The 15,978-nt window shown below is 66.3% G+C and carries 15 protein-coding genes; 2 read left to right on the plus strand and 13 right to left on the minus strand.

Annotated elements, in window-relative coordinates; all coding sequences use genetic code 11:
* Nucleotides 1-353, plus strand: a 353-nt coding sequence (locus QRN07_RS08995) for a hypothetical protein (protein WP_285240906.1), incomplete at its 5' end; no start/stop codon positions are given.
* 128 nt (nucleotides 354-481) lie between these two features.
* Here the strand turns inward: QRN07_RS08995 and QRN07_RS09000 are convergent.
* The 9 genes from QRN07_RS09000 to truB all read right to left on the minus strand — a co-directional run bounded on the left by QRN07_RS09000 (nucleotide 482) and on the right by truB (nucleotide 10,012).
* On the minus strand, nucleotides 482-1,825 hold the full coding sequence (locus QRN07_RS09000; protein WP_056598900.1) for a M16 family metallopeptidase: 1,344 nt from the start codon (nucleotides 1,823-1,825) through the stop codon (nucleotides 482-484).
* A gap of 113 nt (nucleotides 1,826-1,938) precedes the next feature.
* The gene (locus tag QRN07_RS09005; protein WP_082484225.1) at nucleotides 1,939-4,197 is read right to left on the minus strand and encodes a polyribonucleotide nucleotidyltransferase; all 2,259 of its coding nucleotides are present in this window, start codon (nucleotides 4,195-4,197) and stop codon (nucleotides 1,939-1,941) included.
* Between the two features lie 247 nt (nucleotides 4,198-4,444).
* A complete protein-coding gene (gene rpsO / locus QRN07_RS09010) occupies nucleotides 4,445-4,714 on the minus strand; it encodes a 30S ribosomal protein S15 (protein WP_050687636.1) in 270 nt (89 codons plus the stop codon).
* A gap of 220 nt (nucleotides 4,715-4,934) precedes the next feature.
* Nucleotides 4,935-6,194 (minus strand): kynureninase, encoded by a 1,260-nt coding sequence (locus QRN07_RS09015; protein WP_056598905.1) that lies wholly within the window; start codon nucleotides 6,192-6,194, stop codon nucleotides 4,935-4,937.
* Nucleotides 6,191-7,045, minus strand: a complete 855-nt coding sequence (kynA, locus tag QRN07_RS09020) for a tryptophan 2,3-dioxygenase (protein ID WP_050687632.1) — start codon at nucleotides 7,043-7,045, stop codon at nucleotides 6,191-6,193. The genes QRN07_RS09015 and kynA overlap by 4 nt, the downstream gene beginning before the upstream one ends.
* A gap of 94 nt (nucleotides 7,046-7,139) precedes the next feature.
* A complete protein-coding gene (locus tag QRN07_RS09025) occupies nucleotides 7,140-8,123 on the minus strand; it encodes a bifunctional riboflavin kinase/FAD synthetase (protein WP_050687630.1) in 984 nt (327 codons plus the stop codon).
* Between the two features lie 79 nt (nucleotides 8,124-8,202).
* Nucleotides 8,203-8,718: a hypothetical protein gene (locus tag QRN07_RS09030; RefSeq protein WP_235504708.1), complete on the minus strand. Its 516-nt coding sequence runs from the start codon at nucleotides 8,716-8,718 to the stop codon at nucleotides 8,203-8,205.
* 19 nt (nucleotides 8,719-8,737) lie between these two features.
* A complete protein-coding gene (locus QRN07_RS09035) occupies nucleotides 8,738-9,091 on the minus strand; it encodes a hypothetical protein (RefSeq protein ID WP_050687628.1) in 354 nt (117 codons plus the stop codon).
* A gap of 3 nt (nucleotides 9,092-9,094) precedes the next feature.
* A complete protein-coding gene (gene truB, locus QRN07_RS09040; RefSeq protein ID WP_082484223.1) occupies nucleotides 9,095-10,012 on the minus strand; it encodes a tRNA pseudouridine(55) synthase TruB in 918 nt (305 codons plus the stop codon).
* 69 nt (nucleotides 10,013-10,081) lie between these two features.
* On the opposite strand from truB, the gene QRN07_RS09045 reads away from it, so the two are divergent.
* Nucleotides 10,082-11,242 carry a pyridoxal phosphate-dependent aminotransferase gene (locus tag QRN07_RS09045; protein WP_200933645.1) on the plus strand — a complete coding sequence of 387 codons (1,161 nt, stop codon included), beginning with the start codon at nucleotides 10,082-10,084 and terminating at the stop codon, nucleotides 11,240-11,242.
* 10 nt (nucleotides 11,243-11,252) lie between these two features.
* Here the strand turns inward: QRN07_RS09045 and QRN07_RS09050 are convergent, their stop codons facing one another.
* The 4 genes from QRN07_RS09050 to QRN07_RS09065 all read right to left on the minus strand — a co-directional run bounded on the left by QRN07_RS09050 (nucleotide 11,253) and on the right by QRN07_RS09065 (nucleotide 15,978).
* Nucleotides 11,253-11,738, minus strand: a complete 486-nt coding sequence (locus QRN07_RS09050) for a nucleoside deaminase (RefSeq protein WP_056598913.1) — start codon at nucleotides 11,736-11,738, stop codon at nucleotides 11,253-11,255.
* A gap of 83 nt (nucleotides 11,739-11,821) precedes the next feature.
* Nucleotides 11,822-12,331, minus strand: a complete 510-nt coding sequence (gene rbfA, locus QRN07_RS09055) for a 30S ribosome-binding factor RbfA (RefSeq protein WP_056598916.1) — start codon at nucleotides 12,329-12,331, stop codon at nucleotides 11,822-11,824.
* Nucleotides 12,332-12,565: 234 nt separating this feature from the next.
* Entirely contained in the window at nucleotides 12,566-15,463 is a 2,898-nt protein-coding gene (infB, locus tag QRN07_RS09060) for a translation initiation factor IF-2 (protein WP_050687618.1), read from the minus strand.
* A gap of 152 nt (nucleotides 15,464-15,615) precedes the next feature.
* Complete coding sequence (locus tag QRN07_RS09065) at nucleotides 15,616-15,978, minus strand: YlxR family protein (protein ID WP_157370974.1); 363 nt, start codon at nucleotides 15,976-15,978, stop codon at nucleotides 15,616-15,618.

Below are 15,978 nucleotides of genomic sequence, written 5' to 3' on the forward strand. Positions count from 1 at the left end.
CCGACCACGAACCACCCACCTGGCCGTCCGAGTGGACCCAACAACACCCCACACCGGAACCGGCAGAACCACAACAAATCACAGCAAACCCGGAACCACCCTGGGCACATACCGGACAGGAAAGCGAACGCCTTGCGTCAATGCAAGGCGGGCCGGATTCCATTCACCAACCCATATTCGAGGGTGCCACGTTCGAGCCAATGACCTTCCTGCCGGACTTTCACGAACCGGACTTAGTTGAGCAGGAACTCCTGGACAGGTTCCGCTCAGGTGAAGACATTTACGACTATGAGGTGACTGAAGGCGGCCTCCTGAGCAGCTACCTTGTCAGTCACGGACTTCCCTTGCCCTGAACCTTCGGACTTCCGCACGCTGGACACCCCGAGACTCCAGCAACCAGGTACGGCTCAGGCCGGACAGCGCACCGGACGTGGCGCAGTCCGGCCTGAGCCGTTCCGTTACTACTTGCTGCAGGATGGTGTCAGAGCCCGAACGTCTCGGACTCATCAAAGGGGCCCACCACCGTGACGGTCCGGGGCGCAGCTGCGAGCTCGGCCGCGAGTTCCTGCACCTGCTCAGCAGTCACTGCCTTAATCAGGCGAAGGGTCTCATCGATGTCCTGGTACTCGCCGGAGACCAGTTCGGCCCGGCCCAGCCGGGACATCCTGGACCCGGTGTCTTCAAGGGCCAGCACGATGCCGCCGCACAGCTGGCCAACGGCCTTGCGCAGCTCCTCCTCGGAAATGCCGTGCTCGGCCAGCTTGTCCAATTCAACGCCCAGCAGATCCAGGACTTGGCGGACCTTGGACGGCGTGCAGCCGGCGTACATTCCGAAGTAGCCGGCATCGGCGTAAGAGGACGCGAACGAGTACGTGGAGTACACCAGCCCACGCTTCTCGCGGATCTCCTGGAACAGGCGTGAGGACATGCCGCCGCCCAGGACGGCGTTGAGGACACTCATGACGTAGCGCCGCTGGTCGGTGGCCACGATGGTGGGGCAGCCCATGATGATGTTGGCCTGCTCCACGGCACGCTTGATCACCTGCAGTCCGGCGGTGCCGGTGATGAGGGCGCGTTCCGTTGAGCGCCGGTCAACGGGTGCAGCGTCGGATTCGAGGTTCCAGCCCGCCGACTTCAGCGCGTCAACCACCAGCCCGCACACCACATCATGGTCCAGGCCGCCAGCTGCGGTGATGACCAGCTCGTCGGGCCGGTAGTAGCGCCGGTAGTGCTCCCACACCGAATCGCGGGCAACCGCACGGATGGCGTCCGGGGTTCCGCCGATGGGCCGGCCCAAGGGGTGGCTCCCCAGGACCGCGGCGACGAAATGCTCGTGGGCGACGTCGGTGGGGTCATCGCTGTCCATGGCGATTTCCTCGAGGATGACGTCCCGTTCCTGTTCCATCTCGGCCGGGTCAAGGACAGCGCCGGTGATCATGTCGGCAATGACATCGATGGCCATGGGCAGGTCGGTGTCCAGGACGCGCGCAAAGTAGCAGGTGCTTTCCTTGGCCGTGGCTGCGTTTGATTCGCCGCCCACCTCGTCAAATGCCGAGGCGATCTCCAGCGCGGTGCGCCGCTTGGTGCCCTTGAACAGCAGGTGTTCAAGAAAGTGCGTGGAGCCGTGCTGTCCGGGGGCTTCATCGCGTGACCCCACGCCTACCCAGAAACCGATGGTCGCCGACCTTTGGCCGGGCATCGCTTCGGTCAGAACCCGAACACCGCCGGGCAGCACGGACCGGCGGACTTCGGAGCCGCCTTCGGAGCCATGGACCAGGGTGTCACCGGGATGGTTCTGCTCGAGGGGCAGGGGTACAACAGTCATTGAGGCCTTTCAGGAGGTGCAGCCGGATCTGGCTGCCATCGTAACAGCGGCGGGGCCGGTGGATCATCCACCGGCCCCGCCGTTTTATGCTCGTGTTCCGGTCAGGGAACGTCTCAGACGTCGGCACCTTCAGCGGGCTCCGTGGCGTGGGCGCGTTCGCTGTCGTCTGCGCCTTCTTCCTCGGCTACCACCGGGGAGAGCGAAAGCTTTCCACGGTCGTCAATCTTGGTGATCTCAACCTGGACCTTCTGGCCCACGGAGACGACATCATCAACGTTGTCCACGCGCTTGCCGTTGGCCAGCTTGCGGAGCTCGGAGATGTGCAGGAGGCCGTCCTTGCCCGGGGTCAGCGATACGAAGGCACCGAAGGTGGTGGTCTTGACGACCGTACCCAGGTAACGCTCGCCGATTTCCGGAACCTGCGGGTTCGCGATGGCGTTGATGGCGGAGCGTGCTGCGTCTGCAGACGGCCCGTTCGTGGCGCCAATGTAGACCGTGCCGTCGTCCTCGATGGAGATGTCGGCGCCGGTGTCTTCCTGGATCTGGTTGATCATCTTGCCCTTGGGCCCAATGACCTCGCCGATCTTGTCCACGGGGATCTTCACGGCGATGACGCGCGGTGCGAACTCGGAGAGTTCGTCCGGGGTGTCAATGGCCGAGTTGAGGACCTCAAGGATGTGCAGGCGGGCTTCGCGGGCCTGCTTCAGTGCTGCTGCCAGCACGGAAGCGGGGATGCCGTCGAGCTTGGTGTCCAGCTGGATGGCCGTGACGAACTCGGAAGTACCGGCAACCTTGAAGTCCATGTCGCCGAAGGCATCTTCGGCGCCGAGGATGTCGGTCAGCGCGGCGTAGCGGGTCTGGCCGTCAACCTGGTCGGAAACCAGGCCCATGGCGATACCGGCGACGGCTGCCTTCAGGGGCACACCGGCGTTCAGCATCGACAGGGTGGAGGCGCATACGGAACCCATGGAGGTGGAGCCGTTGGAGCTCAGTGCCTCGGATACCTGGCGGATGGCGTAGGGGAATTCCTCGCGGGACGGCAGGACGGGCACGAGGGCGCGTTCCGCCAGGGCACCATGGCCGATTTCGCGGCGCTTGGGCGAACCCACGCGGCCGGTTTCACCGGTGGAGTACGGCGGGAAGTTGTAGTTGTGCATGTAGCGCTTGCGTGTGACGGGCGACAGCGAATCGATCTGCTGTTCCATCTTGAGCATGTTCAGCGTGGTGACACCCATGATCTGGGTCTCGCCGCGTTCGAAGATGGCCGAACCGTGAACGCGGGGCAGGACCTCTACCTCGGCGGTGAGCTGGCGGATGTCCGTCAGGCCGCGGCCGTCGATGCGGATCTGGTCCTTGAGGATGCGCTGGCGCACAACCTGCTTGGTGACCGAGCGGAATGCTGCGGACAGTTCCTTCTCGCGGCCTTCAAACTGGCCGGCCAGGGACGAAATGGTCTCGTCCTTCAAGGAATCAGTTGCGACGTCGCGCTCCTGCTTGTCGGCGATCTGGAAGACGGCGGCCAGCTTGTCGGCAGCAGCGGCTTCAACAGCGGCGTACACATCGTCCTGGTAGTCCAGGAAGACGGGGAACTCAACGGTGGGCTTGGCGGCCCGGCCGGCAAGGTCGGCCTGGGCGTCGCAGAGTGCCTTGATGAACGGCTTTGCAGCCTCGAGGCCCTCGGAGACAACCTCTTCGGTGGGGGCGGTGGCGCCCTGTTCCTTGATGAGGTTCCAGGAGTTGTCGGTTGCTTCGGCTTCCACCATCATGATGGCGACGTCGTCACCGGCAACGCGGCCGGCAACAACCATGTTGAAGACCGAGTTTTCCAGCTGGGAGTGCTTGGGGAAAGCAACCCACTGTGAACCGTGCTCGTCGGCAACCAGGGCAACGCGGACGCCGCCGATGGGGCCGGAGAACGGCAGGCCCGAAAGCTGCGTGGACATGGAGGAGGCGTTGATGGCCACCACGTCGTAGAGCTCGTCGGGGTTGATGGCCAGGACGGTCACCACGATCTGGACTTCGTTGCGCAGGCCCTTAACGAAAGCGGGGCGCAGCGGGCGGTCCATAAGGCGGCAGGCCAGGATGGCTTCGGTGGAGGGGCGGCCTTCGCGGCGGAAGAACGAGCCCGGGATGCGGCCGGCAGCGTACATACGCTCTTCGACATCCACCGTCAGCGGGAAGAAGTCGAAGCCTTCGCGCGGGTGCTTGCCGGCAGTGGTGGCGGACAGCAGTGCGGTGTCTTCGTCGATGTACACCATGGCTGCGCCGGCTGCCTGCTTGGCGAGGCGGCCGGTTTCAAAGCGGATTACACGCTTGCCGAAGCGGCCATTGTCAATAACGGCTTCTGAGAACTGGATTTCGGGACCCTCCAAGAGAGTCACCTCCGTTTCTGTTTTTACGGAAGTCCAGCCGCATCAACCCAGGCCAGCATTTGTCGACTGGCCCTGCACCCGGTCGTCGATCGAGACCCACGGGCCGGGGCAGCCATACGTTGCTGCCGTTCCCGGGGATCACTACCGAGGACCGCGAATGCCTGATGCGGTTGATCCTCCTGTTTAGTTTTTTTGGTGGAACAGGGCAGCCCGGCCCCAACTGGGGCTGGGCCGCCCGGAAGTCCGACTAGCGGCGCAGGCCGAGACGCTCGATGAGCGCACGGTAGCGGGCGATGTCGGTCTTCTTCAGGTAGCCAAGCATGCGCTTGCGACGACCGACCATGCCCAGCAGACCGCGCTGGGTGTGGTAATCGTGCTTGTGCTCCTTCATGTGCTCAGTCAGATCCTTGATCCGCTGGGTCAGGACTGCAACCTGTACCTCGGGCGAACCAGTGTCGCCTTCGCCGGTTGCGTATTCCTTGATGATGGACTGCTTTACAGCGGCGTCAAGTGCCACAATAACTCCTTGGGAATGTGCCGTGAGGGCCCGGGTCAGTAATTCACTGCCGGGTCTGCCGCGGCGGCCAACCGGAAAAACCGGGTGCGGCCGTACACAACAGGAACCAGCCGCCACGGACTGCAGCCGGATCCATCGTCCAGTTTACCGGCCGCGGCCCAATTATGTCGAAACACGCCTTCCCGGCGGCGCAGGATCCGGCAGCCCGCCCGGAAACGGCCTAGGCGGCGAGCCGGTCCCGGATGGCTGCCATCCCCTGCAGGACCTCGGCGAAGCTGGTGCTCAGCGGCGAAAGGCCCACCCGGATGCCATGTGGCGCCCGGAAATCGGGGATGACGTCCCCGTCCCAGAGGCCAGCAACGTCGGCCTTGGTGAAGCCTGGATGGTCCACGGTGATGTGGCTGCCCCGCTCCCCCGGGTTCCGCGGCGAGGCCAGCTCAGCGCCCAGGGGTGCCAGCCACGCATCGAAGATCTCCACGGCAAACGCCGTGAGGTGTTCCGACTTGTCCCGGATGGCGGCCATGCCGGCCTCTTCGATGAGGTCCAGCGTGCCCTGCATGGCCAGCATCCCGAAAATAGCCGGGGTGCCGCTCAGGAATGCGCGGATCCCCTCGGCCGGTTCGTAGCCGGCCGCCATCGCGAACGCGTCCTTGCGGCCCATCCAACCCCAGATGGGCTGGTTCAGCCCAGCCAGGTGGCGCCGGTTCACGTAGGCAAACGCGGGCGAACCCGGCCCGCCGTTCAGGTATTTGTAGGTGCAGCCCGCCGCAAAGTCCACGTCTGCACTGTCCAGCGCGATCTCCACCGACCCCGCGGAGTGGCACAGGTCCCACACCACCAAGGCGCCGGCGTCGTGGACGGCCGCGGTGATGGCGGGCAGGTCCGCCAGGTGGCCGGACCGGTAGGCAATCTGGCTGAGGAGAACGACGGCGGTCCGCGGCCCGGTCGCGGACCGCACCTGGTCAACGGTCACCCCGGCCGCGGGATCCGTTTCGATCCAGCGCAGCGTCAGGCCCTCTTCCAGGGCGATTCCCTCGACGAGGTACCGGTCCGTGGGGAAGTTCTCCGTGTCCAGGACCAGTTCGTTGCGGTCAGGATCCTGCACCGCGGCCAGGGCGGCGCGGATCAGCTTGTACAGGACCACTGTGGTGGAGTCGGCGATGATGGTCTGCCCCGGGGCAGCCCCGAGCACCGCCCGGCCCAGCTGGTCGCCGATGCGCTGCGGCATTTCCAGCCAGTCCTCGTCCCAGCCGCGGATCAGCCGGCCACCCCAGCCGTCGCTGATGAACGCCGTGATGTCTCCGATGGTGCGCTGCAGCGGCCGGCCCAGCGAGTTGCCGTCCAGGTAGGAAAGTGGCGTTTCGGTGCCTACAAAAAGGCTGCGGTAGCGGGCCAGCGGATCCTGGCCGTCCAGCTGGGCCGCGCGCTGCGACAGGGCCTGGTCTGCGGCTGCGCCGGGCGCCACTTGGTCCGCGCTCATTGACCGATCTCCGTCCTGACAGCGAATAGTTCCGGGAAAAACGTCAGTTCCAGTGCCTTTTGCAGGAACGCGGCCCCGCTGGAGCCGCCGGTCCCCGATTTCATGCCGATGGTCCGCTGGACCGTCCGGAGATGCCGGAAGCGCCACAACTGGAAGTTGTCCTCCAGGTCAACCAGTTCCTCGCAGGCTTCGTAGGCGCCCCAGTTATCCGACGCCTGCTCGTAGATGTGCTTGAACAGCGGCACCAGCGCGGGAGTGAATTCGTGGGCCTTGGTGACGTCGCGCTCGAGGACCGCAGCCGGCACCTCGAAACCCTGCCGCGACAAATAGGCCAGGAACTCGTCGTAGATGCTGGGCGCTTCCAGGACGTCCGTCAGCATGGCGTGCGCCTCGGGGTCGGACTCGAAGACGGGCAGCATCTTGCGGTTTTTGTTGCCCAGGACAAATTCCACGGCACGGTACTGGCTGGATTGGAAGCCCGAAGAGTTCCCCAGGAAGCCACGGAACTGTGAGTACTCGGTGGGAGTCAGCGTGGCCAGGACGGACCACTGCTCCGTGAGGGTCTTCTGGATGTGCTTGACCCGGGCGATACCCTTCAGTGCCGCTCCGAGGTCGTCGGCCCGCAGCCGGGCCGCCGCGCTGCGCAGCTCATGCAGCACCAGCTTCAGCCACAGCTCCGTGGTCTGGTGCTGGATGATGAATAGCAGCTCGTCGTGATGCTCCGGTTCGCTGACCGGCTGCTGCGCGCTGAGCAGCGTGGGCAACTGCAGGTAGGAGGCGTAGCTCATCCGGGAGCTGAAGTCCCTGACAATCCCCTTGTCCAGCTTGCGGGTGTTCTTTTCGACGGACACGTGGTGCCTTTCCTTGCGGACAGTGCAACTTGCTGACACCGCGGGCCGGGTGGCCTGCGGTGGCCGGGTGGCCTGCCCGGAAGGGCGGGGCCTGTCAGTGTTGGGCGAGGATGTCCCGCGCCTGGACAACGTCGAGGCACATCTGCTCAACCAGGGCCTCCGGACCACGGTAGGCCACCATCCCGCGGAGCCGCTCGGTGAATTCCACCACCACTGTCTGGCCGTACAGATCGAAGTCCTCGGCGGCCTCTTTGGGCCTGTCGATAACGTGGGCTTCAACCTGCCGGCTGACGCCGTCGAACGTCGGGTTTGAGCCTACGGAGATGGCCGCGGGCCAACGTTTCCCGGCGGCGTCCACCAGCCAGCCCGCATAAATTCCGTCCGCGGGAACCAGCCCGGTGGCATCGGGGGAAAGGTTGGCGGTGGGGAATCCCAGGGCCCGGCCGCGGGCGGCGCCGTGGACCACTTCGCCGCGCATCCGGTGCGCACGGCCCAGGACTTCGGCCGCCGTCGCCACGTCGCCCTCCTGAAGTGCTTCGCGTACCCAGGTGGAGGAGCAGCGCCGGTCCGTGCCGGCGTCGTTATGCAGCGGGTAGCCCTCGGAGCCGAACTCGCTGATCACCTGGACGTCGAAGCCGAACTTTTCGCCCAGCACCTTCATGGTGTCCAGGTCGCCGGAGTTGCCCCTGCCAAACCGGGCGTCGTGGCCGATCACCACGTGGCTGGCGCCGAGACAGTCCACCAGGAACTGCTCCACAAATTCCTCGGCGGTGAGGCTGGCAAGGTCCAGGGAGTACTTGACCACCAGGACACCGTCCAGGCCCAGCTCCCCCAGGGCTTCCAGCTTGTCCGCCAGGCCCATGATCAGCTCGGGGGCCTCTTCGGGGCGATGGATCAGCGCCGGGTGCGGATCGAAGGTGACCGCAACGGCTTTGGAATGCGTCCGGCGGGCCGAACGGATCAGCTGCGACAGCACCTGCTGGTGCCCGCGGTGAACGCCATCGAAGTTACCAAAGGTGACAACGGATGGGCCGAAGTCTGCCGGGACCTCGGACGGATCGTTCCAGATGTACACCATCACCCTCGCCTTAAACTGCGTGCAAAAACCAAGGCTCCGCCACCACGCCGGCCGCGGAACTCTCCAAGGGTACCCGCAATCACGGCGCTGCCGTTGCCCGCACGGGACGTCGCCGGTACAGCCAAGCCAGGCCAAGGATGGGGAGCAGCAGCGGGATGAAGGCGTAGCCTCTGCCGAACAGAGACCACACGGTTTCGTGGGGGAACTGCACGGAGTCGAACACGCTCAGCGCACCCACCACCAGGACGCCCACCAGCTCCACCAGGACGGCCGCCACGGAAACCTTGAACCAGGTGCTGCCCGCTTTCGCGAGCGACACGGTAGCCACCACATAAACGACGGCGGCAAACGCGGACAGCAGGTAGGCCAGCGGCGCCTCGGAGAACTTTGTCAGGATCTGGTAGCCGGCGCGGGCCGTGGCCGAGAGGGCAAACACCGCGTACACGGCAATAAGGAGCCGTCCCGGGCCTGTGTTGCGGGTGTTCCTGGCCGGAACGTCCGGATTCCCGGGGGCCTCCGAAGAGTTGCCGGCCGGGGTCCCGTGGTGGTCGCCGTCCGGGGTTTTGCCGACGGCGGGCCGCTGGTCGTCATTCACGTTGTGCTCTTCTTCCACTTCAGTACCAGATCTGGTTCATTCGGGCGGCCATGACCAGTGCGGTCACACCCACGGCGGCAAGGACAAAGTTGCTCCAGCGCGTCCGTTCCAGGATGGCCCAGTAGATGGCTGCCGGCGGCAGGAGCATGGCAGTGGCAAGGTAGCCCCAGAACTCCCAGGCTTCTCCGGCGATGGGTTCACCGGCGATCACCCGCACCACGGAGCCCACGAGATACACCACCAGCGCCACTTCAACGGCTGCGACAGACAGGATGGTGGCGTCGTTGGGAGCCTTCCGCAGGATGCCGGCGATCAGGCAGATCGCCGTGGACACCAGGCCCACTGCCAGGATGATAAAAAAATACGCGTCCAAGGCTCAGTTCTCTCCTGCGGCGCCGTTGCCCGGCGCGAAAACCAGGACAGGCTTGGCGTAGCTTCCGGCGTCGGCCAGCAGCGCAACCAGGCTGCCGTCCGGGGCAAAGGCCGCTGCCGGATGGTCTGTGGTGGCGGCATCGCTGCCGGTCCCGCCCGCTGCGATCCGCCGGCCAAACGAAATCTCGGTGGTCTCTTCGGCGGTGAGTTCACGGTTGGGCATCAGGGCACGGGCCGCGCTGGACATTTCCAGGACGTCCAGCTCTTCCGCCAGCTGTTCCAGGGTGCGGGCCTGCGCCAGGGAGTAGGGGCCCACGTGGGTCCGGCGGAGCACCGTCAGGTGGCCGCCCACGCCCAAGCCATTGCCAAGGTCCCGGGCCAGGGCCCTGATGTAGGTTCCGGAGCTGCACTCCACGGTGACTTCCACGTCCACCACGTCCGCGGCGTCGTCCCGGCGGATGCTGTGGACCTCGAACCGGTGGATGGTGACCGGCCGGGCCGCGAGTTTAACGTCTTCGCCGGAACGGACCCTTGCGTAGGCGCGTTCGCCGTTGACCTTGATGGCGCTGACGCTGCTGGGCACCTGCTGGATGAGACCGGTGAGTGCCGCAACGCCTTCGCGGATGGCCTGCTCGGCCACTGCAACGGTAGAGGCCGACGCCGTAACGTCACCTTCGGCGTCGTCCGTCACCGTGGACTGCCCCAGCCTGATGGTGGCGGTATAGGTCTTCGAGGTGCCCACAATGTAGGTGAGCAGCCGGGTGGCTTTGTTGATGCCCACCACCAGCACCCCGGTGGCCATGGGGTCCAGCGTCCCCGCATGCCCCACTTTCCGGGTCCCTGCGAGGCGCCGCATCCGGCCAACCACATCGTGGCTGGTCCATCCCTGCGGCTTGTCCACTATTACCAGTCCAGAAAGCACGCCTCCCAGTATATCGGCGCGGCTGGGCCCTCCCGGACGTGCCCTGGCCCGGCGGCTAGGATGGCTGGCATGCCTGAGCTTGCCGCCCAAGTCCGTGACGTGCCCGTCAACCAGATCCGCGAGATCACCGAGGCGGCCTGGCGGACGCCGAATGCCCTGGTGCTGAGCATCGGCGAGCCCGGCTTCCCGCTCCCCCGGCACATCCTGGACGCCGGGATCGCATGCCTGGACCGCGACGAGACGAACTACACCCCCAACGCGGGCATCCCAGCGCTCCGCGAGGCCTTCGCCGCCAGGTTCCGGGCGGAGCAGGGCATCGATATCGGTGCCGACCGGGTCTACGTGGTGGACGGCGCGCAGCAGGGCCTGCACTTCGCCATGAGCCTGCTCCTGTCCCCCGGCATGGAAGTCCTCATCCCCAATCCCGGCTACCCCACATTCGCCATGACCGCCGGCCTGCTGAACGCCGTGCCGGTGCGGTACCCGCTGTATCCGGACCACGGCTTCCAGCCACGGGTATCCGACATCGAGGCCCTCATCACGGAGCGGACCCGGGTATTGGTGCTGAACTCGCCGTCCAACCCGCTGGGGGCGGTGCTCAGCGCGGACCTGACCCGCGACCTGATGGACCTGGCCCGGCGGCACGATCTGTGGGTCATCTCCGACGAGTGCTACGAGGCCTTCACCTACGACGTCCCGCACGTCAGCCCGGCCCGGTTCGATGGAAATACCCCTGGCAGGGCACGGGTTTTTACATCCCTGACCTTGTCCAAGACCTATGGGCTGACCGGGCTGCGGATCGGGGCCCTGATCTGCCCGCCCGGTCTGGAGCAGCAGATGGACAACGTGATGGAGTCGATCGTCTCCTGCGTGGCGTCACCGTCGCAGTACGCGGCGATCGCCGCGCTGACCGGGCCGCAGGACTACGTGCACCAGGCGCACGCACACTACCGGCAGAACCGTGATGCTGCGTCCGCAGTGCTGGCGGGGAAGGGCATCCCCTACCTCCGGGCGCAGGGCGCGTTTTACCTGTGGGCCGACGTCTCGCACGTCAGCGGCGGGGACGTCCGCAGCTGGGTGCGCCGGTTCCTCGCCGACTCCGGCGTGGCCCTGGCACCGGGCACCGCGTTTGGGTCCATCGGTGAGGGCTGGGTACGGATCGCCTTGTGCGGCAGCAAAGCGGACCTGCTGGCCGGACTTTCCCGGCTGCCGGCCAGGGACCAGCCGTAGGCAGGGCCGTTCAGTAAGCCGTTTTGTGCCGGGCCGCGAGCCAGGCCTGGAACGGGGCGTCCGCCGCCGGGACCTCATCGTGGCTGACCGGCAGAAGTTCCGGCCGGGTTCCGTCGAAGTAGTCGTAAAACACCGCGTCGTCGAAGCCGGCGGCGGCCGCGCCGTGCCGGTCTGCGGCGAAGTGGACCCGGGAAATACGCGCCCAGAGCGCCGCCGCCAGGCACAGGGGGCACGGTTCGCAGCTGGTGTATAAAACCGAGCCGTGCAGGTCGAAGTTGGCGGTGGCTGCTGCCGCCGCACGGATGGCCACCACTTCGGCGTGCGCGGTGGGGTCGTTGTCGCGGGTTACCCGGTTGACCCCCTGGTGCACGGTCCCGTCCGGAGTGACCACCACGGCGCCGAAAGGTCCGCCGCCGTCGGCCACGTTGCGGGTGGCCAGGTCAATGGCCAGTTTCAGGTATCCGGCCGTAAGCGGGTCATCCGTGGGCGTGGTCATAGCTTGATCCTAGCCACAGCGGGCCAGGAACGCCGAAGGCCCGGGCCGCAGCGCGGTCCGGGCCTTCGTGGGCAGGCAGCTGCCTACTTTTTCGTGTCTTCTTCGGGTTCGCCGGCCGGTGCCAGGTCGGTGTCTTCCTCGTCGAAGTCGTCTTCGTCGATGTCCTCATCCTCGGGGTCGTCGGACTTGTACGGGTCCGCTTCGCCGGCGTGGCTGGCCGTGGCAGCCAGGGCGGCCACCTCGGCGTCGCGCTTCTTGGCCTCGCGGAGCAGCTCCTCGAGGTTGGAGGCGTTGACGGGAATCTGGTCGGCCACAAACTCCAGGGTGGGGGTCAGCCGGACGGTCACGTTGCGGCCGACTTCCTGCCGCAGCACGCCCTTGGCCTTCTCCAGCCCCTTGGCAGCATCAGCCTGGACGGCTTCGTCACCGAAAACGGTGTAGTAGATGGTGGCGTGCTGCAGATCGTTGGTCACGCGGGCATCGGTAACCGTGATGCCCTCAAGCCGGGGATCCTTGACCTTCCGGCCCAGGGCCTCGGCAACAACAACCTTGATCCGCTGCGCCAACTTGGCAGCCCGTGCGGGATCAGCCATGAGAACCTCCTGTAAAAATAGATAAGTTTGGGGGCGGCACGGAGGCGACGTTATCACCTGCCGCGCGTAGCGATTGAGGGGGCCCGGGAGTGGCTTCGGGCCTGCCGGAGACGGATGGCCAGCGATCGCAGATCGCTGGCCATCCGTCGTAGGGGCGGGGCCCCCTCAATCGCGGAGTGCGGGGGCGGGGCCGCCGGAAAAATCCCAACGGCCCCGCCAGAGACTCAACGAGCCTTAGGCGCGCGGCTTCTCGCGCATCTCGAAGGTTTCGATGATGTCGCCTTCGTTGATGTCGTTGTACGAGCCCAGGCCGATACCACACTCGAAGTCCGTGCGGACCTCGGTGGCGTCGTCCTTGAACCGCTTGAGCGTCTCGACGGTGAGGTTCTCACCGATGATCTTGCCGTCGCGGCTGATGCGGGCCTTGGTGTTACGGCGGATGATGCCCGAGCGGACGATCGAGCCTGCGATGTTGCCGAACTTGGAGGAACGGAACACTTCGCGGACCTCGGCGGTGCCAAGCTGGAATTCTTCGTATTCCGGCTTGAGCATGCCCTTGAGGGCCAGTTCGATGTCGTCGATGGCGGAGTAGATGACGGAGTAGAACCGCATGTCCACGCCTTCGCGGTCTGCCAGTTCGGCAACCCGCTCGGCCGGCTTGACGTTGAAGCCGATGATAACGGCGCTGTCCACTGTTGCCAGGTTGACGTCGTTCTGGGTGATGGCACCCACGCCGCGGTGGATGACGCGCAGCTGCACGCCTTCGCCGACGTCGATCTTGAGCAGGGCGTCTTCGAGGGCTTCCACGGCACCGGACACGTCACCCTTGAGGATGAGGTTGAGGGTGTCGATCTTGCCATCGGCCACTGCCTGGTCGAAGTCTTCGAGGCTGATGCGCTTGCGGCGCTTGGCCAGGGCGGCGTTGCGGTCGGCAGCTTCACGCTTCTCGGCGATCTGGCGGGCGGTGCGCTCGTCAGCGGTCACGAAGAAGGTGTCGCCGGCGCGCGGCACGTTGGACAGACCCAGCACCTGCACGGGGCGGGACGGGCCGGCCTCGGTCAGGGCGCTGCCGTCGTCGTCGAACATCGCACGGACACGGCCGTGGGCGGTGCCGGCAACGATGGTGTCGCCGACGCGCAGTGAACCGGACTGGACCAGGACGGTGGCCACGGAACCGCGGCCCTTGTCCAGGTTGGCTTCGATCGCGATACCGCGGGCGTCCTTGTTCGGGTTGGCGCGCATGTCCAGGGCGGCGTCTGCGGTGAGCAGGACTGCCTCGAGCAGCTCGTCGATGTTGAGGTTCTGGCGGGCAGAGACCTCCACGAACATGGTGTCGCCACCGTATTCCTCGGGAACCAGGCCGTATTCGGTCAGCTGGCCGCGGACCTTGTCCGGGTTGGCGCCTTCCTTATCGATCTTGTTCACTGCAACCACGATCGGCACGTTGGCTGCCTGCGCGTGGTTGAGGGCTTCAACGGTCTGCGGCATAACGCCGTCGTCCGCTGCAACCACCAGGATGGCGATGTCGGTGACCTTCGCACCACGGGCACGCATGGCGGTGAACGCCTCGTGGCCCGGAGTATCGATGAAGGTGATCTTCCGGTCGATGTCCTCGTGCGTGTGGGTGACCTGGTAGGCACCGATGTGCTGGGTGATGCCACCGTGCTCGCCGGCCATAACGTCCGACTTGCGGATGGCGTCCAGCAGGCGGGTTTTACCGTGGTCAACGTGGCCCATCACGGTGACAACCGGAGGACGTGCCTCGAGGTCGTCGTCGCCTTCGGCTTCAAGTTCGGCTTCGAAGTCGATGTCGAAGGTGGAGAGCAGCTCGCGCTCCTCGTCCTCCGGGGACACAACCTGGAGCTTGTAGCCAAGCTCCTCACCGAGCAGCGCGAAGGTTTCCTCGTCCAGCGACTGCGTGGCCGTAGCCATTTCGCCGAGGTGGAAGAGAACCGTCACCAGTGCTGCGGGGTTCGCCTCGATCTTGTCGGCGAAGTCCGTGATGGACGAGCCGCGGCGCAGGCGCACCACAGTGTTGCCGTCGCCGCGGGGTACGCTCACGCCACCCAGCGACGGGGCACTCATCTGCTCAAGTTCCTGGCGCTTGGCGCGCTTGGACTTGCGCTGCTTGCCACGGCCTGCGCCGCCCTTACCGAAGGCACCCTGGGTGCCACCGCGTCCGCGGCCACCCTTGCCGAAGCCACCGCCGGCCGGAGCACCGCCACCTGCACCGGGACCACCGGTGCCAGGAGCGCCACCCGGGCGTCCGGGACCGCGGCCACCGGCACCGGGACGGCCTGCACCAGCGGGTGCGGGACGCTCGGTACGGTTGGGCATCATGCCCGGGGTAGGACGGTTTCCGCCTGCACCAGCCGGACGCGGGGCGCCCGGACGGGGGCCACCGGCACCGGCTGCGGGGCGGGGTCCGCCTGCGCCGGCGGCGGGACGCGGCCCACCGGGACGGGGTCCGCCTGCACCGGCCGCGGGACGCGGACCGCCGGGACGTTCGCCGTCAGTACGGCCGCCTGCGCGGGGCATGCCCTGAGACGGGGCGAAGGGGTTATTGCCGGGCCGCGGTGCGCGGTCACCGTCGCCGCCACGGCCGCGGGGCATGCCCTGCGAGGTGGCAAACGGGTTGTTGCCCGGGCGGGGACCGCCGGGACGGGGTGCTGATGAGCCCTGGCCGGAGCCGCCCTGGCGGGCAGCGGGGGCCGGAGTTTCGGCCTTGGGGGCCGGCCGTGCGCCCGGCTTGGCGCCGGTTGACGGGGCAGCCGCGGCCGGAGCAGCGGGAGCCTGGGCAGCGGGTGCTGCCGGGGCGGCCTGCGCCGGTGCTGCCGGAGCAGCTGCGGGGGCCGGGGCCTGCGCAGCAGGAGCCTTGGGCGCTGCCGGGCCGGGCGCCGGAGTTGAGGGGCGTGATTCTGCCGCCGGGGCAGGCGCCTTGGGCGCAGCAGCCGCCGGTGCCGCCGTCTTAGCAGCGTCGGGGTAGGCGTTGCGCAGCTTGCGCACCACCGGGGCCTCGATTGTTGACGAGGCGGAGCGAACGAATTCGCCCAGTTCCTGCAGTTTGGTTACTGCATCTTTGGAAGTAATACCGAGCTCTTTAGCGAGCTCATGTACGCGGACCTTGGCCACATTTCTCCTGTCTCGGTCCGCACCGAGCCAGGCACGAACCGTCTACTTCTTACTGCGGGCCCAAGCCGCAAATGCTGCTGAAGGGCCCATTGCAGAGCGCAACAAAGTTGTCATCGTTACGCACTCATCGCTGGGAACTCATCGGGTTTCCATCAGTTTTCTGACCCGCTTTCAGGTTGGACGGTTGGTGTTGCAGGCGGCATGGCGCCTGCAACGGCCGTGCCTTGCGCGATCCGGCGTTCGACGGCGGCGTGTCCGGTTGTGCCCGGAAGGGCACGGCCGAACGCTCTCCGTTTGATCGCCAGAGCAAGGCACGATTCGCTGGGGTGCAGCCATGCACCCCGGCCAGCCATCCGGCGTCGTTCATCCACCAGGACAGTGGGTGAACCACTGCCACCGGCGACGACCCGGAGTAACTCAGACCGCTGGCCCTTCTTCCGGCAACCGATGCAGGTACGTTCAGGTTGATTTCCAGTGGAAAGCACTTCTGCCACGGTCATCGTCCTGACGTTCAT

Source organism: Pseudarthrobacter sp. MEB009 (genome assembly GCF_030208875.1).
In the GTDB taxonomy this organism is placed as follows: domain Bacteria; phylum Actinomycetota; class Actinomycetes; order Actinomycetales; family Micrococcaceae; genus Arthrobacter.